Origin of the sequence: Pseudoalteromonas rubra, from assembly GCF_005886805.2 — a bacterium.
Classification (GTDB): Bacteria; Pseudomonadota; Gammaproteobacteria; order Enterobacterales; family Alteromonadaceae; genus Pseudoalteromonas; species Pseudoalteromonas rubra_D.
Window position 1 is genome coordinate 1,366,660 of the sequence record NZ_CP045429.1, and the last position, 23,425, is coordinate 1,390,084.

Sequence of the window (23,425 nt, forward strand, 5' to 3'; positions counted from 1 at the left end):
CTAATAATAAAGTATTTAAATAATTAAGCTTGTTCGGTTTAAAACACGCCTGCTTGGTCTATGCTGATTAGATTAAGGAAATGTGGAAGGTTTATACGTGAGACTGAACTTGCCCGACAATGCGAGAATACTGATCGTCGATGATGACCCCAGTAGCATACTGATCATCAAAAAAGCCGTTGGTGATTTAGGTGAGGTGTTTTCAACCTCTGAAGCCAGCTATGCTTTGGTGCTTATCAAAGAGATACAGCCCCATGTGATTTTGCTTGATATCGACATGGGTGAATATAATGGCGTGGATATTTGCCGCACACTGAAAAGTGACCCTCAAACAGCCCACTACACAGTTGTTTTTATTACTGCAAGTCGCGACCCCGATACAGAATTCCAATCTCTGACTGAAGGCGGTGCTGACTATATTTCGAAACCGATTGACCTGAAAACCTGTCGGATGCGGGTTTATAACCAGCTGGCGATCGTGGCTTATCAGGATGCACTGGAATGTACCACAGAGTCATTATTGCGAGAGAAAGAGCTCTTTCAGGTGACGCTCAACTCGATAGGTGATGCCGTTATCGCCACAGATAAAGCAGGCTACGTAAGTTATATGAACCCGGTGGCGGAACGCTTGACTGGTATTGCGGCCAGTTATGCTTTGGGCTCACCGATAGAAGCGGTGATGGACTTACGTGATGCAACCACACAGAGCGAGTCAATCAACCCTGCCAGAAGAGCGTTAACCGAAAAGCGCAATGTGGCAATGGCCTTGAACTGCCAACTACACAGTAAAGATGGCCAGATTTATCGGGTTGAAGATACTGCTTCACCCATTCGTGGTGAAGATGGCTCGGTATTGGGGGCAGTGATGGTGTTTCATGATGTGAGCGAGTCGGTTGCCATGGCGGTACAAATGAACTTCTTAACCAACAATGACCAGTTGACTGGCCTGCCAAATCGGGTACTCCTCCACGACAGGTTACAACATGCAATAGCCAGTGCCCGGACATCGAATATGCACATAGCTGTCTTATTGATAGATATAGATCACTTTAAGTATATCAATGATGCGTTGGGTCACCATCTGGGCGATGAATTGATTAAGAAGGTAGCGAAGCGACTGGAGTCGGTGATTGACCCCAATGCGTCACTGGCACGGGTGGGCGGTGATGAGTTCGTTTTACTCCTGGAAGAGGTTCGTTCTGCGAGTTATGTGTCGGTTGTTGCAAACAACCTGATTGCCAGTTTTAAAGAGCCATTTCTGCTTGAACAAAAGGAGTATCAGATTTCAGTCAGCATAGGGGTGAGTATGTCATTGTTGGATACCCACGAAGAAGAAGTGCTGATGCGCCATGCTGATGTTGCCATGTATCGGGCTAAAAACCAGGGCCGAAATACGGTGTGCTTTTTTTCTCAGGAGCTTGAAGCCGAGTTAATGAAACGCCATGAGCTGGAGTTGTTGTTGCGTGAAACGCTGGATGCAGATGCGTTAACGGTGTTTTTTCAGCCTCAGATTGCCATTGACTCCGGTCGCGTGTGTGGTTTTGAAGCCCTTGTGCGGCTCAAAGAAAAATCAGGCGCACTGGTTGCACCCCAGGAGTTTATTTCGCTGGCCGAAGAGTTGGGTCTAATCGACGAATTGGGTGAACAGGTTTTGCAAAAAAGTTGTGCATTCGGGCGTCGTTTGCAGGACCAGGGGGTGACGCTTAAAGTCAGTGTTAATGTGTCATCTCAACAATTGAAGCATGCTCTGTTTGTCGATCAGGTTGCAAGATGCCTGGAGAAGCACAAGTTACCGAGCCGGCAGTTAGAGCTGGAAGTGACAGAAAGTGCGCTGGTTGAGAGTTTTGAACAAGTGCAATGCAAACTTGCTGAGCTGGCTGACATGGGGGTTACGATTGCCATTGATGATTTTGGAACGGGTTATTCCAGCTTATCCTATTTAAAAGTTTTCCCCCTGGATGTACTTAAAATTGATAAGTCATTCATACAAGACATGGGATCAGGGGAGCACCACTTTGGCATTGTACAGACCATCGTATTATTAGCGCGCTCCCTTGGCCTTAAGCTGGTGGCCGAGGGCGTGGAGACAGACACCCAGGTCAGTGAGCTCAAATCCCTGAAATGTGACGTGGCACAGGGCTATTTTTATGCCAGGCCCATGGATAGCCAGAGCGCATTTAAGTATGCACTGGCGCATGCTCTCGGCAAAGATCAAGTTTAGGGAGTAGAGTGTATGTTGGCGGTCCATCTGTGAGTGGAAATATCGTGGAGTGTCAGGGCTTTTCAGCTTTTCTTGAAAAAAAATGACTGTGGCCCTGTAATGCCGGTTGCATAGGCTATAGTTTGCATATGCATACCATTTTGGTGGGGTGGTTGCGGTCTTGCACTTGAGAGCCGCCAAAAACTCGTCTGCTGGGTTAAAAGGTCATATATGATAGGGATTCTGTCTGTTAAGAAAAATAAGCAAACGCGCTGGTTTGCGGGCGCATTCAGTGTATGTTTGTTGTTGATGATAGTGTTGGCTTTAATTTTCTTCGAGCGCAAGCTGCAAGGAGAAGTGCAGTTTGAAGTAGAAAACCAACTCAGGCAGAGTGCTGCTCATATCGCTGAGCAATTCGAGCGGCGTTACCGGGCAGATTTAAGCTATTTGCACTTTCTAAAAGATACGCCACCTTTTCCGGGCATTGCCCGCGCACTGAAAAATAATGGGGTTGATCCACAGGATAATCAGCCTATTGAGCTGTGGAAGTCTCGCATTGCCACTATTTTTAGGTCTTTGATTTTTAACAATGCGGAGCTATTACAGCTGCGTATTATCATGCCGGACGGTCGGGAATTTGTCCGGGTTGATCGGCGTCGGGGTAAAGTTGAGCAGATCCCCGAAGCTAAGCTGCAGGACAAATCGCATAAAGATTATGTTCAGGAAACCCTGGACTTGTCTGAAGAGATGCACTTTGCATCACGTATTTCCCTGAATTTTGAAAACAACAAAGTACAGCGACCATTTACTCCTGTCCTGCGTATTGCTATGCCTCTGTTTGATTCGGATAATGACCTGTTTGGTCTGTTGGTGCTCAACTCCAGTGCGAAACAGTTAATCGAATTACTGGACAGTGACACGGGTGAGTATTACCTGACTGACCATCAGGGGCATTATATCTACGGCCCTGACACGGTGTTTCATTATACCCGGGACCTGGCCAGACCACGGATGTTTGACGATGACTTCAAACTACATAGTACTGCCAAGGGTCGCGTTGATGGGGTGTATAAGCACGGCACAGATACCCTTCAGGTCGCCATACAGCAGGAGTTAAATAGTGGCTACCAGGGCCCGGGGCATGAGATGTTTATCACCGCAATTGCGCTTCCGCAACAGTCCTCGGCATTATTAAATGAACGACGCTTGTCGAGTTATATGTTGTTAGCCGTCGTGACCTTAGTGCTACTGCTGTTCATGGGCGGCATTGTTGTTTTCTATCGTAATCGTGAACGCTACCAGGAAGATAAAGCCGTCTATGAATCGATCATTGATGGTGCGGATGAGCCCATTATCAGCTTTGACACACAGCTTAACGTACAGACATATAACAGTGCGTCTTTGTTGATATTTCCCAGTCTTGCGGCCAGTGAGCGACAGCATAATATTACCGATCTGATTGAGCTGCCTATGGACCGTTTGCAGGGCGCTGTGTGTTATTTTAAGAGTGAGGGGGCACCTAAGGATACCGACTGGTACGAGCGCTACACCGTACAGGATGAAGTTCGGCATGTGAATTTCAAAGTTTCGCCGGTGCGAGGTCCTGATAACCAGCTGGTTGGGGTTACTTTGTTCGGTCGTGACACAACAAAAGAAAAGCTCAGTGAACAGCAGGTAAAAAGTGCGAATGAAAGCTTGGAGCGGCAGGTTAAAGAGCGCACCGGGGAGTTGGAGGCCGAAAAAGCCAAAGCGGTCAAAGCGTCTGCGGTTAAAAGCGCCTTTATCTCTACCATCAGCCATGAAATGCGCACCCCGCTCAATGGTATTCTGGGTACACTCAACCTGATCCGCCGAGAGCCGCTGACCAAGAATCAATTATCGTATCTGGAAATGACAGAAACCAGTTCTTCAACGCTGGCTTCTCTTATCAACGACATTCTAGATTTGTCTAAAATCGAAGCGGGCAAACTAGAGCTTGAGCAAGAGCCGCTTAACCCTATTTCAGTGGTGGAGCATGTTGTGACATCCATTTCTTTAAAAGCCTATGAAAAGCAGCTCACTTTAGTGGTCGATGTTGCAGATATTGATTTTATTGAACTGGTGGGAGATGCTGGTCGGATCAAACAGGTCATTTTTAACCTGGTGAGCAACGCCATTAAATTTACCAGCAAAGGCTGTGTTTGCGTGCGGGCAGAGACGACAGAAGATGCAGGCAAGATATATTTGACGGTGGCCGTAGAAGATACCGGGGTGGGGATTGATAAAAATAACCACCATAAGATTTTCTCTGCTTTTACCCAAGAAGACAGCGGTATCAGCGCTGAGTTTGGTGGCACAGGACTTGGCTTGTCAATTTGTAAAAACCTCTGTGAATTGATGGGGGGACAAATTGGCTTTGAGTCGCAAAAGAACATTGGTAGCAAATTTTCATTTACCTTACCGTTTGCTTTGGATACGGCAAAGGCTAAACCTCACAACAACCTGTTGGACGGATATCGGTTTGAGCTGCATGTGGCTGATGGGCGGGAGCGTAGTTTCCTTTCACATGTCATTACTAAGTATGGCGGTACTTTGGTGGAACGTAACGGTGAGTATCTGGTTGTGGATCATAATCATCCGCATATTGAAAACCTGACTGATACCAAGGCATATTCTCGCACTATCGTTCTGTACAGTGAATTTACCCAACAAAATATCGCTCTTGGGTGTCTGGCGAAACTGGTTAAACCTATTCGTTTGGGTCATTTTTTGTCTGTATTTGATCAGAATGCGATAGAAAAAATGCTTAAAAATCAGCATCAGGTGCATGTCCCCAACATACAACATCATGCGCACAATGATTTCAGCGGTGTGACAGTGATGATTGTTGATGATAACCAAATTAACCGAGAAGTTGCCCGGGGGATCCTGCATGGTATCGATGCAGATGTGGTGACATACCAATCTGGCCATGAAGCCTTGAGTGCCTTGCTTAATTTTGAAAAAAACAACCTGCCGGTATTCGCCGTTTTGATGGATTGTAATATGCCAACAATGGATGGGTATCAGGCAACGCGCTTGATCAGAGAAGGGAAAGGAGGCGAGTCTTTTCGCCATATTCCGGTGATTGCAATGACAGCAAATGCGATGTCGGGGGAGCGGGAGCGCTGTCTGGCGGCAGGCATGGATGACTATGTGACCAAGCCCATACAGCCTAAGCTACTGTTTGATGTATTGTCTAAGTTTATGTCATATCAAAAACCGGATGAACGGCAAATGCAGAGTTTGCCCAACAGCCATACTTCAGAAGAGACAGAGGGCCAGAGTGCGTCAAATCAGGGGGAGTTGGTGTCTGATTTAGTGGGTCAAGTACTTGATGTAAGTGGCACCATCGAGCGATTGCAGGGTGACATTGAGTTATATCAGCAAATCTGCAGGTTGTTTTACGACGCTGCGTCAGAGAAGTTATTAGCACTGAAAGAACACTGTGATGAGCTTGCCCATGCTCAGGTCAAGCAGGTCAGCCATGCATTGCGAGGACAAAGCGGTGACATCGGTGCTCAAAGGCTAACCCAGTTACTGGCTAGGCTGGAAGAGAAGGCGGATCAGCAAGATGGTACCGATTATGGTGCTTTGGTGGAATGCATTTCTGTCCAATTTGAAGCGCTTGAACAAGCGCTCCGGAATGAGGTGTTTGAAACGTCGGCCGTACCGAAGAGAAGTAACGAGAGTTAATACGCAATGATTCAATAGCAGGGAGTTATCTGCAAATGCAAATAACCAGACGGCGGACCAGACTAAGATGAGTGATGTGACAAAACACTCAGATGGGGCTCTAAGAGAAAACAGACCTCTTTGGCAGCTTATTTGGCCTTTGTTGCTTGTCATTGTGCTGGGCGCCCTGGGTGGTTGGTATAGTCACCAATCCCATTTGCAACGTATTGATGCTCGAATAAAAGGTGCTATGGCAGATGATCTGACCCGTCTTACTCAGGCGATGGAAGAGCGAATGGCCTTGTATCGTTATGGACTGGCGGGAATGCGCGGTGCTATTCAGACAGTGGGGGCGCAGAACTTTACTTACGATCTTATGCAGCGCTACACAAGCAGTCGCTATCACGAACGAGAGTTCCCGGGAGTGCGAGGGTTTGGGTTTATTCGCTTTGTTCCCACTGAAAGCAAAGCGGAGTTTGTTCAGAGCACCCGACAGCAAAGGCCTGATAAGCAGTTTAGCATTAAACAAATAACACCACATGAACAAAGCCTGTATGTGATCCAGTTTATTGAGCCTGAATCGCGTAACAAGCAGGCAGTAGGCCTGGACATTGGCTCAGAAGCTATGCGTCGGATTGCGGCGACTGAAGCCGCCAGACGCGCTGCAGTTACATTAACTGCGCCAATCACCTTAGTACAGGCAAATCAAAAAGCGCAGCATGGCTTTTTGATACTTATGCCAGTGTATACACAAAACGATATCCCTAAAAATCCCACGGAGCGTATGGCTCAACTTGCAGGCTGGAGTTACAGCCCGATCCTCATTGATGAAGTGCTGGACTCGCTGAAAGGAATTAAGCGTAACCTGGTCCTCAATGTCAGGGATGTCGACCGTCATAATAGCACTTTGTTCTTTAGTCACGGAGAGCTGCAAGCAGAACTGAGTCAGTATCGAGTCCACAGCGTTAGTCAGCTGTATGGCAGAACCTGGCGGCTGGAACTCAGCCCCACCACGAATTACATCGAGGCACTGGGGTTACCGAGTCAATACAGAGCGGTGCGAGAAGCCGTGATGATCACACTGGCATTAATGCTGGTGGTGTTTTGCGTACAGTTGCTGATATTACGTGTGCACCAGTCTAAAGCACATCAGCTGGATTTATCTGAAACACGGGAAAAAGCCCTGTCAGAGGCCAATGCGGTGCTGGAACAAAAAGTACTTGCCCGAACAGCTGAAATAGAACAAGTGGGGGTATTACAGCGCAGTATTTTAGCCAGTGCGACCTACTCAGTGATAGCAACCGATGTTCAGGGAGTGATCACGGTTTTTAACCCTGCGGCGGAGAAGCTCTTGGGTTATAAAGCGCAAGAGATGATAGGTAAATGTACACCCGCTGTGTTTCATCTGGAACTGGAAGTGGCACAGCGCGCTGAACAGTTAACCGCCGAGCTGGGTTATCCTGTAGAGCCCGGTTTTGAAGCCTTTGTGGCGAAGGCGTGTCTTGGCAAAAATGATGTAAACAACTGGACTTATGTCAAAAAGAGTATGCAATTGACGCCGGTGCGCCTGAGTGTGTCGCGCCTTCAGGACAACCATGGTAAGTTGGTTGGCTTTTTGGGGGTTGCTTACGACCTGACTGAACAGTTGGAGCATGAACAGGCACTGGCGGAAGCGAAGCAAGTGGCCGAGCATGCAACGCGGGCCAAATCAGAATTTTTGGCCAATATGAGCCATGAGATACGCACGCCCATGAATGGCTTGTATGGCACTTTACAGCTATTGAGTGAAGAGACACTATCAGGCAGAGCCAGGGAGTATCTGGATAAAGCCACTTATTCGGCTAAGGCATTAATCACCATCATCAATGATATTCTGGACTTTTCTAAGATTGAGGCAGGAAAACTCTCATTGGAGGTTCGGCCATTCAATTTGACGGAATTAATTAGCCATATTCAGGCAGACTTGCAGGCTGTGGCCGCTCAGAAAGGGATTTATCTGAGTGTTGTTGAGCATTCTGGTCATGCCTGCTGGGAAGGGGATGCCGTCAGGGTTCGACAAATACTCCTCAACTTAATATCTAATGCGATTAAATTTACTCAAAAAGGGGGAGTGGACCTTGAAATCGAGGAGGTACAGGGCGAACCCGGTGTGGTGTTTAGTGTGCGCGATACAGGCGTGGGCATCGGTAAAGAAGCATTAGGCCGGCTGTTTCAGCGTTTTGAGCAGGCCGACAAGTCCACGACTCGCAAGTTCGGGGGAAGCGGGCTGGGGCTATCCATTACGCATTCTCTGGTTGAACTGATGGGGGGCACCATTGAGGTGCAAAGTATGGAAAACGTGGGCAGTGTTTTTACGGTGTACCTGCCACTTGAGAAAAGCGCACAGTCGCAGGCCGAGTTGTCCGAGGATGGGATCGTACTCCCAGATCTAACGGGTGTGCGGGTGTTAGTTGCAGAAGACAATGAAATTAACCAACTGGTGGTTCGTGCGTTGCTCAATAAATGTAATGCAGACATCACTATGGTATGGAACGGTCAAGAGGCTGTCGAGCAGGTAGCGCAACAGTGCCCGGAGTTTGTGTTAATGGATATCCAGATGCCTGTGATGGATGGGGTCGAGGCATGTAAACTCATAAAACAGCAACACCCGGCATTGCCAGTGATAGCCCTGACTGCTAATGTGTTAACCGAAGACAGGCAAAAGTATCAGCATGCAGGTTTTGATGGCTATATTGCAAAACCAATTGAACAAAAAGTGCTTTGGCAGGTGATTTCAGCACATGCACCGCAACCCAATAGAATACCGGGTCGGCTGAAATCCCTATAATGAGCTATGATAGTATTACCCTCGTTAATTAACTCAGGCAGTCCGACCTGTCTTAGTGTGGGTGTAGAGTGGCAGAACCCTGGGTAAACGGGATGGAATTCGATGTTTGAAATTGTGCGCAGTATCGAGAGTTGTACGGTATTGGTGGTGGATGATGCAAAAATGATCCGCAAGTTGATAAGTGCGATATTAAAGCCTGTTTGTCGCACTGTGAGTTTTGAAAGTGCTGAAACTGCCTTAAAAGTATGTCATAAAATTAAGCCAGATTTGATTATCATGGATATCAATCTTGAAGGTATGTCTGGACTACAGGCCTGCAAAAAACTTAAGTCGCAACCGGAGCTGGCCGATATTCCTGTGATCTTTATTACTGCAAGCCAGGAACCCCAAGTACAGGAAAAGTGCTGGGATGCAGGCGCCGTCGATTTCATCGAAAAGCCCCTAGTTGCCAGTACGCTGGTTAAACGGATCTCCACCCATCTGAAGTACAAAGTACAGGCGGACATTCTCACCAACCAATCCTTCGTCGATGGCCTGACAGAATTATATAACCGCCGTTTTTTCGATATTGAAATTGTTCGCCTTTTAAAGGATAGCCTGCGTCGGCGAGTGCCTCTGGCATTACTGCTTATTGATATTGACTACTTTAAAAAATTTAATGACAGTCAGGGGCACCTCGAAGGGGACAGAGCGTTGAAAGACGTGACCCGGCAAGTGTCGCTGTGTACTCAGCGCCCGGTCGATCTGGTGTGTCGTTATGGCGGCGAAGAAATCGCGGTGTTGTTGCCCGATACTTCAGTACATAGCGCGCAGGAATTTGCCTCCAAGGTCGTGCAAAGTGTGGCAAAGCTCGCCATTGCTCATCCAACATCGCCCCATAATTTTGTCACTGTGAGTGTGGGTTTGTCCTGTACGGGCAGCGCAAAAGCTACTACGCCAGCCAAGCTCATTGAGCAAGCTGATGTTGCTTTGTACAATGCAAAAGAATCTGGGCGAAATCAGTATCAGGCCAGTATGGCTGTCCCCTCTTACTAATTCCCGCCGGGCTGGTGCCTCACTGCTTGGTTTATCTTGACAATAATCTGGTACACAGTGCACGTGCTGCGCTGTCTAATTTATCGCCGAAGAGCTCAAAGAAAGAGATGTTTTTACGTTTTATATAGCCAATGCAAACCAGTAGGAGCAGCAACCATATTAGCTGGTTTTGCCAGGCATTCAGTGCCCACTGTCCTTGCCAGGTAAACCCGGTGTTGTTGAATGGGTAAAAGTACTGGATGGGCCATTGATAGCCATCCGGCCCTTTGGAACCAATTAAGTCAGTGAATAAATGCAAATGGATGGCGATAAACGACATCAGCCAAACGCACCCTCGCCGGGTACGTGCCAGCAATCCAGCACAGGTTGCAATACCTATCGCAAACAACAGGTTGTGGCCATAGATATGATGCCATTGTTGATAGTATCGGGTTGTCCCTGAGAGCCAGTCAATGAGCAATCCGGCACCGTCTAGATCTGGGGTTAAGCCCGCGACAGTAATGAGTATACGTTCACGTTTTGTAGTCAGTGTGCTGGCACCACATAGCCAGCTCATCATCAGGTGTGCACTGGGTGTCATAGGGCCCCTTTGATTAATATGTTTGTCTGGTTTTGTTTTTTCGACCGTTCAAATTGAGTGAAGCGGTGCGTCCCCTTTCTGGATCATCCCATCAAGCTTTACTGGTTGTCCATTTATATGAGGTAAAGTCGTCCATTTACTGTGAAAATACGACCAAAACAATGTGGAGAATGGGGGCCAGATAAGATGCGGGGCAGTTGGAGAATGAGAGACGAGCTAGTCAGAATGAGTCACTTAATTTGTGGGATTAGTATAAACTAGCCTTATATTGGACTTAAAACAGCAGTAAAAATGAGCTCAGCGCTACCCATTCAGGCCGTCTACAATGAACTTGTCTCGCAATTAACTACGCAGCCCCGTGTTTTGTTACAGGCCCCTCCTGGTGCTGGTAAGTCCACCTGGCTGCCGTTACAGCTTATGTTGGATGGGCATTTTAAGCGTATCATTATGCTAGAACCCAGGCGTCTTGCAGCACGTAATATTGCGGGCTTTCTTGCCGCACAGCTGGGGGAGTCTGTGGGTGAGCGTGTGGGGTTGCGGATCCGTCAGGAGGTCAAAGTCTCAGCTCGCACTCAGCTTGAAATTGTCACTGAAGGTACATTAACGCGTTTGCTGCAGGCTGACCCTGAACTGGATGGCGTTGATTTGCTCATTTTTGATGAATTTCATGAGCGTTCTTTGGCGGCAGATACCGCGCTGGCGTTTGCGCTCGAGTCGCAGATGGCGTTACGCGATGACCTGCACGTGCTGGTGATGTCGGCGACGCTGGACAGTGAACGGTATCAACAATTTCTGGCATGTCCTCTGGTGCGCTCTGATGGGCGCAGCTTTCCCATTGATGAAATTTATGTGCCGTTAAAAGATGAAAGCCGTTGGCTGGAGCACATCCCGGCAATGGTACGTCAGGCCCTAAAAGATCAGACTGGCAGCATCTTAGTGTTCTTACCCGGACAAAAAGAAATTCGTTATGTTTCAGACGCGTTGCGGGATATCTTTAATGCTCAGCCGGAGCTGATGTTAGCCACACTGTCAGGTGATCAGGACAAACAAGCTCAGCAGGCTGCCATTGAGCCAGCACCAGCGGGCATGCGCAAAGTGGTGCTGACGACAAATGTTGCCGAGACTTCCCTGACCATAGAAGGGATCCGCATCGTTGTAGACAGCGGCAAGCGCCGGGCTGCTCACTATAACTTGCGCACAGGTGTCAGTGAGTTGGTGACACAGTCCATTTCACGTAGTTCAGCGGTGCAACGTGCCGGGCGTGCAGGCCGTATTGAGGCTGGGGTAGTATACCGTTTGGGCAGTAAGGCCTTGTTTGAGCGTCGCGATGCCCATGACCGGGCGGATATTCTGTGTAGTGACCTGAGTGGTCTGATGTTGGAAGCTAAGGTGTGGGGCAGTGAGGTAACTGAACTGGCCTTGCTGGATGCCCCGACAGAGGCTCAGCTGTCTAAAGCACAAGCTTTGTTGCGCAGCCTGGAGTTAATTGATGACCGTGACCGCGTCACTGTGCTGGGCAAACAGGTTCAGTCATTGGGCGCAGACCCCAGATACGGACATATGTTATTAAAGTCAAAAGCGCTTGAAGCCGATTACCCGGGAATAACTCGCCTGGGCTGTTATTTTATCGCGTTGCTGGAAAGCCGGGTGTCAGTGTCTGCTGAGTTGAGTATCGCATTGCAACAGCAAGCGCTAAAACCACATGGTGCTTTTCGTCAGCAGCTGTCATATTGGTTGCGTCGGGCACAACTGCAGCAAGCACAAGGGGAGCTGGCGGTTGAGCATCTGCCAGTCGTGATTGCGCTCGCGTTTCCCGATCGGCTTGCAAAACGTCGCGGGCAGGGCTGGGTATTAGCCAATGGTGCCGGGGTGAATGCACACAAAGAATACTGGCTGGATGCCAATTATCTGGCGATTGCCGATCTCGGCGGCCACAAAGGGCAGCAAATCTTCAGTGCAACGGCATTTGAACCTAAACAGTTATACACTGCGTTGCCCTATTTGTTTACTGAGCAGGATGTGTGTGAGTTTGAGCAAAAGTCAGGGCAGTTTATCCATGAACACCGCATTTGTCTCGGTCACTGGGTGTATCTTGCAAAACCCGCAACGGGGCCGGTCGACACAGCATTACGCACTCAAGCCTGGCTAACTCTGTTGCGTCAGCAGGGGTTGCTGATTTTTAATGCCTATGTAGATTGTGAAGATTTGCTAACCCGAATGACGCTGGCTCAGCGGCTCTATCCGGAGGAGTTTCGGGCTCTGGATGAACAGAGTTTGCTGAAGCATCTTGAGTCTTGGCTTGGTCCCTATTTAGATAATATTAAGCAATTACCTCAGTTGAAAAAACTCGATCTTCATGCTGCTTTGTTAAGTACACTGGAATGGTCTCAGCAGCAGCGTCTTAATGCGTTACTACCTCAGCGTATTACGGTGCCTAGCGGATCAAATATACGTATTCAGTATCAGCTTGATGGTCCCGCACGTCTGGCGGTAAGGATGCAGGAAGTATACGGCATGAGTCACAGCCCTGTGTTATGTGAAGGGCGTTTACCTGTGCTGATGGAGTTGCTCTCACCCGCTCAGCGGCCGCTGCAACTGACTCAGGACTTAGCCCACTTCTGGCAATCCAGCTATCGTGAAGTACAAAAAGAAATGAAAGGACGCTATCCAAAACACTTCTGGCCGGATGATCCCGCAACTGCTCAGGCTACCAATCGGGTAAAGAGTCGTATGTAGACTTAATTCTGATTAGTATTACGAACTTTTGATTAGGCTTGTTGCTACCTGTGTGCCGGATAATGGGTTAACTAAGGTTTTTGCTAAATTGTTGCTTTATTCGCAATTTTATTGATGTGTGCTAGTCTAAAAAGTCTAATCAGACTGTGTTTCGGGTGCATGTGAAGTTAAAACACTTGCTCATTGCCACCTTCATTTTAGTGACGGCATTCCCTTTGTTTATCGGACTGTATTCTCTCAACAGTTACACGGGTGTGCAGTATCGTGAGCAGGTCAAGTCCCACCTGAGTGCGATTTCGCAAATCGCTAAGCTACGGATACTAGCGGGGGTAGAGCGCGCAAATGACAATGTGGCGCAAATAGCAAGCAGAACGCAGTTACGTCGGTCGCTGGCACAATGGAGTGATACTCGCAGTGATCTGGCATTTGTGCAAATTACCCGGATCATTAATGATGCAGCCTTAGATAGATCCTATCTCAAAAGTATAGGGGTGTTTGATCAACGGGGTCAGTTCGTGACCGCAACCAATGGGTTTGAACGGCTTGATAATCTAGTCTCAGCCCAATTTGAAGATCGCCCTGTTCGTCTTGAGCAGCATCAAGGTGTGGTGCAACTAAGTCGGGTTGCCCCGTTATTGTTAGACGGACGATTAACCGGTTATGTGAAAGTGGACTTTTCCACTCAATTTCTGAACCAACTGGTGAGAGATCGCACGGGACTGGGTCAGACAGGCGAATGGCTGATTGCAATGCAAAACAGCAATGGTGATGCCTTATTTGCGACGCCTTTGAAATATGACCCCAAGGCTGCATTCACACGTACAGTATCCTTTACCCAAGGCACAGTGCCCATTATTCAAGCTCTGTCAGGCAACGAACTGGTTCTTGAAGAGGCGCCTGATTATCGTGATGTTCCTGTGTTGGCGTCAACCCGCTACATCGAGCAGTTAGATTGGGGGTTGGTAGCCAAAATAGATGAAAGTGAAGTGAATGCCATGGTGCATGCCAATCGCTCCGTTATCTATGCCGCTCAGTTGGGTATTGTCTTTTTGGCCGTGATTGTCGGGGTTGGCCTGTCGACTTATATTTCTCAGCCTATTGAGAATCTAAAATCTCATATTGAGAAAGTCACTCATGATGGTGAATTGAGCGACCCACCAAGAGTGACGCATGGCTGGCAGGAAGTCCGAGAGCTGACCGCTCATTTTAGTTATATGATGCATTCACTTAAGTCTCTGAATGAAAACCTGCAAGATAGAATTGATGAGCGCACCGCTGAGCTAACGAAGGCCAATGCTTTGTTGGAAAAAACAGCGAACCAGGATCCTTTGACGGGCTTGTTCAACCGGCGCTTTTTTACATTACGCTTTGAGCAGGAGTTGGATCGGTCATCTCGTTATGGGTGTTTGTTTGCACTGGTGCTGCTCGACATTGATCATTTTAAGCAAATTAATGATCAGTGGGGTCACGATATCGGTGATGAAGTACTCAAGGAAGTTGCACGGTTCTTACTGGTGTCCAGTCGCAGTTCCGATATGGTTGCCCGTATTGGGGGTGAAGAGTTTTGTATTTTGATCCCTGAATGTGAACAGGACCAAGTGGCCATTTACTTAGAGCGTCTGCGTTGTGACCTGACGGAGTTGAATTTCACTGCCAAAGATACACGGTTCACTATTTCAGCAAGTTTTGGTGTGGCATTTTATCAACCCGGGGTGCGCAGTGGTAAAGTGATGTTAAAACAAGCGGATGACGCATTGTATGATGCAAAACGTACGGGGCGAAATCGAGTATGTGTTTACCAGGAGCAGCATCATACTTAGCCTGCATTTTACACTCATGGTTTAACTAGTCACCATGAGCACATATCTTCATAGTTATCATTTCAGCTTGAAATTGCATTTTGTCGCATGATATTTCAAAGCAGTACCTTTAATATTAATATTTTCATGGTAACTTAGTTTTGGACGTATTTGTCAATATAGTCTGGCCAAAATGTATTGTGGTTACAATTGTGTTAATTTAGGTTTGCAAGTTTGGTTTTGCTTGTTTAACATGATTGTAGCACGTGGCTAAGACTGTTCTATCTTAAAAAGAAACGTAAGGAAAAGCCCATGAAAGCTTCTATCAATCGAAATGGTCATCGCTTAGGTGTGAAATCAAAAAAGCTTAAGCAGTTAACCAATCTTAATTTATCACAGGAACAGCTAGCTGAAGTCGTTGGCGGTGGCGGGGGATCTGATGGTGCCCAACCTACACGCCCCTTTCACTCTGCTCCTTATTGTTGCTAGTAGAGTTTTTACATAAAGGATTGAGCATGAATGAATTTTATATCGTGGCGGGGTGGGGAATACGCTTTCTTGAACTGATTGTTGTGCTTTTTGTACTCTTTTCGCTCAGGAAATATAGCTTTAGCTTGTTTTTTGGTGGGAAGTCGAGTTTAAAAACACCTGCCGATCATAAAATGCATTCATGTTTTTTAACTGCGCTTGCCGTACTGGTTTTTCATGCCATCAGTGGTAGTTTAGCTACGTATATGTTGGACATAGAGGCGGGTAATCAGTTGGTGATCAAGCTGTATTACTTTGTGATAGTGTGCACAACCGCTGCTTATGCTGCCACTTTGTATTTACTTCATGTTATCAGAGGGTGCCATTTCGTCAGAGTGGCTCGGTATAGCCTATATATTACCTTATTCCTGATGTTATTAAACGCAGCACAGCTGGTCTTGAGAGGGTATCTGGGGAATGACCTGTTGTACTCTATATACGGTCCTGCAACTGTGGTTGCTAATCTGTGTGAGTGGCTGATTGTCGCCAAGTATCCGTTTTATAAATTTATGGAAACCCGGATCCGGCAGGAGGCTTAAACATGTTGCTACTCGTTCTTACCTCTTTGGCTATTTTTTTGATGCTTGGTATTATTATAGGCGCTTGCATTCAGGGCGCTCAATTACATGGGCCAGAGCAAAAAGTGCAGGAATTTTTTACGCGTTTTCGTGCTGAAGAAGACACTAAACAAGAGCTATATGAATCCGCATACAGGATTGTGATGGATTTGGGTGAGGCGCTGGATGAAGAAGATATTATTGCGCAATGTGACGCTGTGCGCAGTGCTCACGATAGAGCGCGTGCATTTAAAGCCTACGCGAAGGATCAACCGATACCCGAGCCTTCGAGAACAACTAGACAAGGGCTGAAGGTGGTCAAGTAAGCGCGTTAAGGCGCTGACCTACAGCAGCAGAACAGCGCATTTTTTCGTTCGCCTAAAATGTAATGATGGTTGATACGGCTTCTTCTTCAGCCGTTTCTATCGACATTTTAATGGTCCGTTTTTGCCAGTCTATATCCAGCATGCCATAGTTACTACCCGACTTATTGATTAAGTGGCGGTTGCTGGTGGTGAGATCTGCGATGTTTTTGCTGACAACGCCAACCTGACCTGTCGGTATGGTTGCGCCACTGGCAGCACAATTACCCCATTCACCTTTAACGCCATTGCCGCTCTCATCGACTTCGGTGTAACACCAGGGTTTGTCATGATCCCGGGTAATACACCCTTGATAGGTTACCGCGGCATATTTAGCAGGGAATTTGCACTGTTTGTTGTAGTTACCGTCTCCTTTGGTATCGGCATAGACAGGTAAACGTAACGGGTTTTCGATGTGATATGGCCAGTTTTGTCCAAATCCGGAAGCAGTGACCTCATAAACTCTGGCCATATTTCCATATTCACTGCTGGCAGGGATCTCTTTTTGTAATAATTCACCCCAGTGTTGGTCGCCAGATAAGAAGATCACTGCTTTTGCATTACCCGTATTGATTGACTTCTGTACTAACCTAAGCAGGCGTTCGCGCTCCAGAGGCACTTCAGCCCAGGATTCATAACTTGTACCCGACATGTCGGATTCCTGTAGGTTGCTTAGTGCCTGTTCGAACTTTTTACCATCTCCATAGGCACAATAGCTATTCCGACTGCGACCCTGATACAAAGGTGGCAGAACCTGTATCCCACTGGCAATTAACTTAATTTCGGATGGCTTGCTAAGCTCTTTTTCCAGCCATTGCCACTGTTGTTCACCCAAGATGGTCGTTGCGTCACCTTCACAGGCTCCATAGCTGGAAAAGGTGGGTGAGCGAAAGTAACGCGCATCTAGCGTGATCACATGCGTTTGCTCTCCTTTTTGTCCCAGCATTTTCGCTTCATAGATACCTGCCTGACCATTGAGCCTGGGATCGTCCGCCTTGGCATCAAAATGGCGTAAATATTCCAGTTGGCTCTCGGCACGTTTAGGATAGTGTTTACCATCATTGTTACGGCCAAAGTCGTGATCATCCCAGGTTGCCATAACCGGTATTTCAGCAGCAAGAAACTTTTGGTAGTCTGAATTACGCTTCTTATCATCATATTTTTGGCGCATTGTACTCATGTCTTCGGTGTCTGCGTAAATATTGTCACCTAGCCAGAAAAATAAGTCAGGCTTATGTCCTATCAGGCGTGCCAGAGCAGCAGGCATGTCGCCTTTTGTTTTAAAGCAAGAACCCAGCGCGACACGATCCAGGCGCTTCTCTGGTTGCGGATGCGTGTGACTCATCAGGGGATCAGGCGTTTGTGTCGCGCACTCTTCCCAGCTTCCCTGCTCGTCAACATAACACCAGGGGGCACTGTGATTACGTGTAGAGCAGCCGTAAAACTGCTCGCCCAGATAGTTGGAGGGGGTCTTACAGCTTTTCCCGGAGACTGTAGTAAATGCGGGGATGGTTTCAATCCGGACATTGCCCCAGCTGGAGCCATCAGTGGCTTGCTTAAGGTAACACCACTGACTACCTGAGTTATTTTTATCCGTTGTGCCCTGATAACTGGCACCCATATAGCTAAATGTGTTCTGACACTGGTCGTAATGCACCTCTGGGGCGCTCAGTGCATGGAAACTGCCAAATACAGTGCTGATGCTGAGCAGTAAGCGTATTGTCTTCATTATTTTACCTGGTATTAACGCAAGCGAAGTAAACAAGTTGCGCTTGCAAGTTCTGTGTGTATTTCCTTTGTTAATTCAACCCAGATGTTCTTTGCAATTTGCATAGTTTTGGTGCACGGGAAGCCTCGTCCTATTGAGGAAGGCGCAATTTTAGAGACAAGATGTGAAATAATGTTTTCAACTTTATGTCAAAATAAAGTTGATTGGCGCTTTTGATTTTATTGTTGAGGATTTTTGTTTACTGGAGGTGTTGAGTGAATTAGTGCTTAAAGTGAAAGAGCGAGGAGGTGTGGAGTTGCCCGTTTTTTGTGTCTAAAAGGTGTGTTTTGTATATATCTTGGTTTTTATTGTGTCTTTTTTGTTTTTATGAATTTCTTCATTGCTACCTTTGAATGACTTGAGGCCCTTCATGACAATCTTAAATGATTGGCAATGAGGTCTGAAGGCAATAACTTATTATAAAATATTAGATTGATTGGGAAGTGAGTAGTTACTTTTAATGGCTGAGTGATGTCATTTTGTAGTTTTACTTTATTGTTGAGTTAATTCGAATGTTCAATATTATTTAATAGGTTTTTTAAAATTTTCAATGGGTATTTTTTGTCCTTTTTGGTTTGCTTAATTTGATTTTATTAAATAATTAAAATGACGTTATCATTAAAGAGATAAAACTTAAAAACTGAGCAAAGAAGAGCAACTGCCGCTCAAAGGCACACGTCGTGATTGTTGTAGGTAGTGGCTGGTATACCCAGACAGGATGTTATGAGGACGGTTGTTAACTTAGATAAGGTTTTACATTCTAAATGGTCATTTTCTGAGTCTTAAATACTTGGCTCACTTTGATAGTTCTGGTGGCTCATTTGGTTATCTGCAATCCTATTTTAGTAAGGGAACGAAATTTATAGAGTAAGTTAATGTTCATTTATGCTTAGAGGGGCGCTTTATTTAATTAAAAGGAAATTAGTTATGAAACTAAAAGTGAAAGAAAAAATTAAAAAGTTTCTATGTCACTATGAGTTTCAATGCGAAGGAAATGATGAAGCTCGCGGGGGGCTGGGACTTTTGCATGAATAGGTGCTGAGAAGTACCTTGCCAAACATTGTAATCATCACTTCAGCACGCCTTAATTGGTCATACCTGATTGACATCAAAAACTAATTATTAATTACTAGTATCAAAGTATTAAAAGGTGTAGGTTGATCCTGCATCTAATTAATTTTAATAACTAAATTCATGTCTAAGGTGGCGTGCTTGTGGAAGTCACATCTCCATAGTGTTGCGCTATTGTAGTTTGACATGGTGTATTTGCCGCTGCTGACGTACCAAATTGCTGATTTTCAAAGGGGTTAAGTCGCAGTGGCTGTGGTTTGCATTGGCCTATCCCCCCTGCCCGGAATAGGTTTGCTTTGTACTGTAGGAGTTCACGTGCAATTAAAAAACCGTCTTAGTATCGTTGCTGTTCTGCTAGCTGTTGTCCCCTTACTTATTACCTGTTTTGTTATCGGTGTTTTGGCTTACCAGGAAGGAAAAGCCGCCGTGACGAAGGAAATCGAAAATAACCTGGTTTCACGTCGTAACGCGATGCAAGCTCAGGTTGAGCGTTACTTTAAAACTATCTCGGATCAGGTGGTAACACTGGCGGGATCTACTATGGTGGTTGACGCCAGTCGGGCTTTTTCTGCTGCATTTGCGAGTTATCCCCGCGCCCGGGAGGCTGAATTGTCTCTGAGCCGCTTCTATGAAACTCAGTTTCTTGACCAATATAGACAAAAAAATCCTGGTGACAGCCTCAGCGCGAATAGCCTTTTTACGCGACTGAGCCCTACTGCACGTGGGCTACAAAGTCACTATATTGCGGCTAATCCCAATCCGTTAGGGAGCAAAGATCAACTGCTGGATGCAGGGGATAACAGCACCTATAGTGCCGTACACCGCCGTTATCACAAAGCACTGCGCGAGTTTCAGGCACGTTTTGGCTTCTACGATGTGTTTATTACCAATCCTCAGGGTGATGTGGTGTATTCCGTATTTAAGGAACTCGACTTCGCAACATCACTGACCAACGGTCCATTTCGCGAGTCTGGTTTAGCACGTGCCTATGAAGCAGCCCGTACCCAGCATGTACGTGAAGGACACTTTATTGACTTTAGCCCCTATATGCCCTCTTACAATGCCGCGGCAGGGTTTATCAGTTCTGCAATTCTGGCTGATGACGGCACTTTACTGGGTACTTTGATATTTCAACTGCCTGTGGATGAAATTAACCGTATGTTGACATTAAATGGGCAATGGCATGAGCAAGGGCTGGGTGACAGTGGCGAGCTTTATTTGGTCAATCAAAATAAAATATTGCTAAATAACAGTCGATTTTTTGTGGAAGATCCGGGTGGCTTTATTGCTCAGCTCAGATCATTTGATGTCGACAAAGACATGGTGGATAACATTGAACAGCAACATACCACCATAGGCACATTGCGAATTGACTCCCCAGGCACCCGGGCTGCGCTGTCAGGTCAGAGCGGTTTTGCCATTTTCTCTGACTACCGGGCTGTTTCGGTGGCATCGGCTTACGCGCCGTTAGAAATCGACGGGCTACACTGGGCGATCGTGAGCGAAATTGATGAAAGCGAAGCGTTTGCCATGATTTCTGAGCTAAAGTATTCCGTGCTTCGATCCTCAGTATTATTTGTGTCTGTGGCGGCAATCATAGCCAGTGTGGTGGGTTTCTTTGTTGCTAACCGGGTTACACGGCCTGTTATTGCTGCCAGTAATGCGATCCGTGGTATCGCAGATAATAACGATTTCAGGTTGCGTGCGCCCGATGAGGGTGATGATGAGATCCGCGATTTAAGTCGTTCGGTCAATAGCCTGGTTGAGCGGTTGCAGCAAAATTTTGCAGACTTATTGCACAGTGCTCATACGCTCAAAGAAATGTCGACGGCGCTGTCAGAGCGGGTCGCGGGACTGATTGACGGGGTGAATAAGCAGTCTCAGGATTGTGAGCAATCGGCGACTGCCGGGCAGCAAATGCAGCACACAGTTCAGGAGGTGGCAAGCAGTGCGCTGAATACCTCGGAGCAGACCCAGCAGGTAAGTACACTGACTTCTCAGACTAATCAGCTGGTGGAGCACTGTGCTGATGTCTCGGAACAGTTGGCTGAGGAGATGGATAAAGTCGGTGAAGTGATGAATGGGTTGTCGTCTCAGAGTGAACAGATAGGCAGTGTGCTTGATGTGATCCAGGCCATTGCTGAACAAACTAACTTACTGGCATTGAATGCAGCTATTGAGGCGGCGCGAGCCGGTGAATCAGGACGCGGGTTTGCGGTGGTCGCAGATGAAGTTCGTGGCCTGGCTCAGCGTACTCAGCAGGCGACAGAAGAAATTGAACAGATGATCAAATCGCTGCAAAGTGGGGTTGGTGAAGCACGTCAGTCAGTGCAACAAAGTCGTGAGCGCTCTGTTGATAATGCTCAGACATCTGAACGGGCAAAGGGGTCCCTGATCGATGTGTCTGATGCGATTGAGCAGATTGTGGCTATGAATACACAGGTGGCGACTGCGGCGGAGGAGCAGTCGGCGGTGGTTGCACAGATCAGTCAAGCCATCAGTGCCATCAGTGAAGAAGCCAATGGTAATTTGGAACGTAGCCAGGATATTGACGACCGATCACAACATTTGGCGAAGTTAGCCGTACAATTAGACGACATTCTGGCGCGTTATCAGGTGTGATTTTTTCACATCAGCCAGAGTGCAGTGAGCGGGTGCAAAATACCGTATCAGCTCACCTTTTATTACGGGGAGGATCTTTGGCGATATAGGAGGTTTCACCCACAGGCCGGTATTGACTGGGTTTATCTATCTGAATGGCAGCCAGACGTTGATATAAATGAGGGATCAGCAAATGCGTAAAGCGGCCACCATCATGTATTGTGCTGTCCAGCCAGGCATTGAGTTCAGCAGGGTCGGGTGGCAGGATCAGAGGGCTGGCTTTATCATGATAGCAGCGCAGCTTAGGATGTGCTGGCAAGGTGATGACTGAGCAGGAGTAGTGCTTTTGCCCGCTGTCCGGGTGGTACCACACTTTATATAATCCGCCTAAACATAACGCCCCGTCTGCGGCGATAAAATCGTAATAATGTTGTGGTTTACCCTGTGCAAACTGGGTTTCGCCAAAGCCTTTTACCACGATAATACAACGACTGTAGTGAAACGGCTGATAGGCAGCACTGCCTTTGACATGCAGTTTGTCATAGCGGCTATTGAATGAGGTGTATTTAGATGGCTTAAAGCCTTGCCCGGGCTGTGGATCCAGTAATAGCCACCAGGTTGCGTTGCTGAGCTGTCGCTGGCCGTTTTCTTCATGAACAATACAGATGCTGTCAGTTGCCTTTTTAAAACGGCCAAAGTGCATTGTCTCTTTGGGGTTTGCAATACCTAACCCTGCTAATACCTCGATCACAAAAGGATCATCGGTGATATTTAATCGTCCACACATACTATGCTCCTGTTGTCTTAATTACTTTAGCTGACTTTGAATGTAACTGCTTGATCTGGATTAAGTGTTTTATGCTTTTCGGATACCTTAACGCGCCTGTCTGGTACGCGTCGCTCACAGCATGCTTGCACTTTGCTCAACAGTAATTATACTGTATAAATATACAGTTTGAGGTGTGTGATGAGTAATTTAATCGAACTATTAGAGCGTCAGGATCTGGTATGGCAGGGGGCAGGGCTTGCAAAGCGTCAACAGCAGCAGCGGGCTGTCACTGCGACGGGGTTTGCTGAATTAGACAAACATTTGCAGGGCGGCTTTCCCAAAGTAGGTGTGGTTGATTTACATACAGAGCTGGGGATTGGTGAACTCAGGTTGTTATTACCCAGCCTGATACAGCAAGATGGCCTGACTGCGGTCATTACACCCCCAGCACGATTGAATGCCGATGCATTACAGAGTACCGGAATGGATACCAGTAAACTCCTGGAGATCACACCCGGATCTCCACAAGAAGCGTTGTGGGCCGCTGAACAATGTTTGAAAAGCGGTGCCTGCAACAGTGTATTGCTATGGCATGGTGAGCTACAGGTACACCAGGTAAAACGTTTACAACTGGCGGCTAGCACGGGTGAAGCGTGCCTGTATTTACTGCGTCATGAATACCATTGCCAGGGGACGTTGCCGGTGTCTTTAAGCCTGGGTCTTAGTCCGCATGCGAGTGGCCTGAATATCACTATTAAAAAGCGCCGAGGTGGCTGGGCTCAGTCCCAGTTTGCATTGGATATGTCATCGCACTGGCCTGAACTGACCGAGCACTTCCATACCCAGTGCAAAGAAATTCCGGATACAGTGCGGCAGTATCGTACTGGCGGATAGTAACC

Annotated in this window: 14 protein-coding genes; 11 read left to right on the forward strand and 3 right to left on the reverse strand. The window is 47.1% G+C overall.

What is annotated here, in order from left to right; translation table 11 throughout:
- The first annotated feature begins 82 nt into the window (after window positions 1-82).
- From CWC22_RS05870 to CWC22_RS05885, 4 genes are all read left to right on the forward strand, one after another.
- Window positions 83-2,221, forward strand: coding sequence for an EAL domain-containing protein (locus tag CWC22_RS05870; RefSeq protein WP_138539403.1), 2,139 nt, complete (start codon window positions 83-85; stop codon window positions 2,219-2,221).
- Window positions 2,222-2,431: 210 nt separating this feature from the next.
- Window positions 2,432-5,914, forward strand: coding sequence for an ATP-binding protein (locus tag CWC22_RS05875; RefSeq protein WP_138539402.1), 3,483 nt, complete (start codon window positions 2,432-2,434; stop codon window positions 5,912-5,914).
- 67 nt (window positions 5,915-5,981) lie between these two features.
- Window positions 5,982-8,720 carry a CHASE domain-containing protein gene (locus CWC22_RS05880; protein WP_138539401.1) on the forward strand — a complete coding sequence of 913 codons (2,739 nt, stop codon included), beginning with the start codon at window positions 5,982-5,984 and terminating at the stop codon, window positions 8,718-8,720.
- Window positions 8,721-8,822: 102 nt separating this feature from the next.
- Window positions 8,823-9,755 (forward strand): diguanylate cyclase, encoded by a 933-nt coding sequence (locus CWC22_RS05885; protein ID WP_138539400.1) that lies wholly within the window; start codon window positions 8,823-8,825, stop codon window positions 9,753-9,755.
- A gap of 31 nt (window positions 9,756-9,786) precedes the next feature.
- Here the strand turns inward: CWC22_RS05885 and CWC22_RS05890 are convergent, their stop codons facing one another.
- On the reverse strand, window positions 9,787-10,335 hold the full coding sequence (locus tag CWC22_RS05890; RefSeq protein ID WP_138539399.1) for a metal-dependent hydrolase: 549 nt from the start codon (window positions 10,333-10,335) through the stop codon (window positions 9,787-9,789).
- Window positions 10,336-10,626: 291 nt separating this feature from the next.
- Between CWC22_RS05890 and hrpB the strand changes: the two genes are divergently transcribed.
- The 5 genes from hrpB (at window position 10,627) to CWC22_RS05915 (ending at window position 16,281) form a co-directional block, all read left to right on the forward strand.
- The gene (hrpB, locus tag CWC22_RS05895; protein WP_138539398.1) at window positions 10,627-13,071 is read left to right on the forward strand and encodes an ATP-dependent helicase HrpB; all 2,445 of its coding nucleotides are present in this window, start codon (window positions 10,627-10,629) and stop codon (window positions 13,069-13,071) included.
- A gap of 161 nt (window positions 13,072-13,232) precedes the next feature.
- Entirely contained in the window at window positions 13,233-14,891 is a 1,659-nt protein-coding gene (locus CWC22_RS05900; RefSeq protein WP_138539397.1) for a diguanylate cyclase, read from the forward strand.
- Between the two features lie 291 nt (window positions 14,892-15,182).
- Window positions 15,183-15,359, forward strand: a complete 177-nt coding sequence (locus CWC22_RS05905) for a hypothetical protein (RefSeq protein ID WP_164517584.1) — start codon at window positions 15,183-15,185, stop codon at window positions 15,357-15,359.
- A 26-nt stretch (window positions 15,360-15,385) separates the two neighbouring features.
- A complete protein-coding gene (locus CWC22_RS05910) occupies window positions 15,386-15,937 on the forward strand; it encodes a hypothetical protein (RefSeq protein ID WP_138539396.1) in 552 nt (183 codons plus the stop codon).
- Between the two features lie 2 nt (window positions 15,938-15,939).
- Window positions 15,940-16,281, forward strand: a complete 342-nt coding sequence (locus CWC22_RS05915; protein ID WP_138539395.1) for a hypothetical protein — start codon at window positions 15,940-15,942, stop codon at window positions 16,279-16,281.
- A gap of 52 nt (window positions 16,282-16,333) precedes the next feature.
- Here CWC22_RS05915 and CWC22_RS05920 read toward each other — a convergent pair whose 3' ends face one another.
- Complete coding sequence (locus CWC22_RS05920; RefSeq protein WP_138539394.1) at window positions 16,334-18,046, reverse strand: alkaline phosphatase D family protein; 1,713 nt, start codon at window positions 18,044-18,046, stop codon at window positions 16,334-16,336.
- A gap of 1,425 nt (window positions 18,047-19,471) precedes the next feature.
- Here CWC22_RS05920 and CWC22_RS05925 point away from each other — a divergent pair.
- Window positions 19,472-21,778, forward strand: a complete 2,307-nt coding sequence (locus tag CWC22_RS05925; RefSeq protein WP_138539393.1) for a methyl-accepting chemotaxis protein — start codon at window positions 19,472-19,474, stop codon at window positions 21,776-21,778.
- A 52-nt stretch (window positions 21,779-21,830) separates the two neighbouring features.
- On the opposite strand, the gene CWC22_RS05930 is transcribed toward CWC22_RS05925, so the two are convergent.
- Window positions 21,831-22,544, reverse strand: coding sequence for an SOS response-associated peptidase family protein (locus CWC22_RS05930; protein ID WP_138539392.1), 714 nt, complete (start codon window positions 22,542-22,544; stop codon window positions 21,831-21,833).
- A 180-nt stretch (window positions 22,545-22,724) separates the two neighbouring features.
- Here CWC22_RS05930 and imuA point away from each other — a divergent pair, with 180 nt between their 5' ends.
- The gene (gene imuA / locus CWC22_RS05935; protein WP_138539391.1) at window positions 22,725-23,420 is read left to right on the forward strand and encodes a translesion DNA synthesis-associated protein ImuA; all 696 of its coding nucleotides are present in this window, start codon (window positions 22,725-22,727) and stop codon (window positions 23,418-23,420) included.
- The last annotated feature ends 5 nt before the right edge of the window (window positions 23,421-23,425 follow it).

Bases quoted from the DNA above. Each gene is read 5' to 3' on its own strand.
- CWC22_RS05875 (WP_138539402.1), top strand. From the start codon at position 2,432: ATGATAGGGATTCTGTCTGTTAAGAAAAATAAGCAAACGCGCTGGTTT.
- CWC22_RS05880 (WP_138539401.1), top strand. From the start codon at position 5,982: ATGAGTGATGTGACAAAACACTCAGATGGGGCTCTAAGAGAAAACAGA.
- CWC22_RS05885 (WP_138539400.1), top strand. From the start codon at position 8,823: ATGTTTGAAATTGTGCGCAGTATCGAGAGTTGTACGGTATTGGTGGTG.
- CWC22_RS05890 (WP_138539399.1), bottom strand. From the start codon at position 10,335: ATGACACCCAGTGCACACCTGATGATGAGCTGGCTATGTGGTGCCAGC.
- hrpB (WP_138539398.1), top strand. From the start codon at position 10,627: ATGAGCTCAGCGCTACCCATTCAGGCCGTCTACAATGAACTTGTCTCG.
- CWC22_RS05905 (WP_164517584.1), top strand. From the start codon at position 15,183: ATGAAAGCTTCTATCAATCGAAATGGTCATCGCTTAGGTGTGAAATCA.
- CWC22_RS05910 (WP_138539396.1), top strand. From the start codon at position 15,386: ATGAATGAATTTTATATCGTGGCGGGGTGGGGAATACGCTTTCTTGAA.
- CWC22_RS05915 (WP_138539395.1), top strand. From the start codon at position 15,940: ATGTTGCTACTCGTTCTTACCTCTTTGGCTATTTTTTTGATGCTTGGT.
- CWC22_RS05920 (WP_138539394.1), bottom strand. From the start codon at position 18,046: ATGAAGACAATACGCTTACTGCTCAGCATCAGCACTGTATTTGGCAGT.
- CWC22_RS05930 (WP_138539392.1), bottom strand. From the start codon at position 22,544: ATGTGTGGACGATTAAATATCACCGATGATCCTTTTGTGATCGAGGTA.
- imuA (WP_138539391.1), top strand. From the start codon at position 22,725: ATGAGTAATTTAATCGAACTATTAGAGCGTCAGGATCTGGTATGGCAG.